A 1,660-nucleotide genomic window follows, 5' to 3' on the forward strand; every position below is an offset into this window, starting at 1 on the left:
AGATGTCGTGGCGCCAGCTAAATAGAAATGTCGTGTTTTCAGGGGTTCAGGATTTGTTTCTCATGGGCTGCAGATCACGCCGTGTCGAAGAGCTGGTCCTGATCGGGCAGGGCGCTTACGCTTACTGCGTTGGCCTTCGCAGACCGTCGGCCAGGTTTGCGAGGTTGATTCTGTGCCTGTCGGTGTTCGGCGAGATCCACGATTACCTGCTCGACGTCGGCCTGCGTAAATGCACGTTGCTTCTTCGTGCCAACGGGTTGCTTTGAACCGCGGACGGCCTGACCTTGATTGGTTCGCGACGGCGATCCGGAGGTTCGACGGTTGTCGCGCTGAGCCTGAAGCGCTTGCGAAACTTGTAGCACGTGACTCAATCGCTTTTGCTCGATCACTGCACCTTGATCGACTTCCGCCAGCTTGTCGTAAAGACGGCAAGACAGAACCTTGCCATCGGCTCGGATTTCGATCCGCCCGTCGGGGTACTCCCATACATCGATGTAGCGGTGAATCAGCTTGCGGTTGACCGGCGTGTCGTCCAGCAAGTAAAGCACTCGGTCGTGGAGCACGGTCAGCGATTTCGATACCCGACGTGTTTCACGCCACGTCAATAACGTATCCAGATCCTCGTCGTCTCGCAGTGGCCGATGCGCATTGAAGTCGCTGCGCGGCGACTTCGCGAAGCGTGCGTTGTAGGCTGCCATGAAGGAGGGCGCATACGTATTGGCCTCGGCTACCGTGCTGATCCCGCGCAGCCGCAGTTCCTTCACGAGCCGGTCTTGCAAGGTCAGATGCGCTCGCTCGACACGGCCCTTGGCCGAGCTGCTGTTCGCGCAGAACGTATCGATGTTCAGCTCATACATGGCCCGGCCAAACTGCGTCACGCTGCTTCCGGTCCTGCCCGCGGTCGGACTGCGGAACACGCTGTACTTGTCGCTGTAGAGCGCTCCAGGTTTGCCGTAACGCTCCAGATACGCCCGCGTCGCCTCGAAGTAGCTGAAGGTCGATTCGGTCTGCGTGAAGTGCAGATGCATTAGCCGACTCGTCGCGTCGTCGACGTACACCAGCAGCGTGCAGGCGGGCGCCCGTTCCTCGAACCATCGATGATCGCTGCCGTCGATCTGGATCAGTTCACCGAGGCACGCCCGGCGCGCTCGCGGCTGGTAGACCTTAGGTGGACGCTGCCGGCGTGGCACCCACAAACCGGCATCCGTCATCAGCCGCCGTACCGTTTCCCTGGCCAACTGGATGCCATGGCACTCGGACAACTTCTCGCAGGCCAGCGTCGGGCCAAAATCCGCGTAGCGCTCGCGAATGATCGTCAGCGCTCGCCGAGCCAGTTCCTCGTCCAATCGCCGGTTCCCCGGACGACCACGTTTGCGCGACGTCAGTCCAGCCGCACCAGATTCCCGGTACCGAATCACTAGCCGTTCGATCTGCCGGACCGTTAGGCCCAGTCGTTCGGCCGCGCGGCCAGGCTTCAGGCCCAAATCCACTACAGCCTGGATTACCTTCAGACGGTCGAGTTCTCGCATGTTCAATGTCACCAGTGCTGTTCGGTGCATCGCCGGCTCCATGATCTGACAGGGAGCCGGCAAGCTTACCGAGGTCCAAACGCGACATTTCTAAATGGCTAGAACACGACATTTCTAGAAAGCTACTACAC

General features: G+C 59.9%; 1 protein-coding gene. It reads right to left on the reverse strand.

Going from position 1 to position 1,660, the window contains the following annotated elements:
- Window positions 1-74: 74 nt before the first annotated feature.
- The gene (locus tag DIE11_RS35890; protein WP_124629849.1) at window positions 75-1,559 is read right to left on the reverse strand and encodes an ISNCY family transposase; all 1,485 of its coding nucleotides are present in this window, start codon (window positions 1,557-1,559) and stop codon (window positions 75-77) included.
- Between the last annotated feature and the right edge of the window lie 101 nt (window positions 1,560-1,660).

This window comes from Burkholderia sp. Bp9012 (genome assembly GCF_003853825.1).
GTDB classification, from domain to species: domain Bacteria; phylum Pseudomonadota; class Gammaproteobacteria; order Burkholderiales; family Burkholderiaceae; genus Burkholderia; species Burkholderia diffusa.

Coding starts and splice junctions, on each gene's coding strand:
- DIE11_RS35890 (WP_124629849.1), bottom strand. CDS start 1,559: ATGCACCGAACAGCACTGGTGACATTGAACATGCGAGAACTCGACCGT.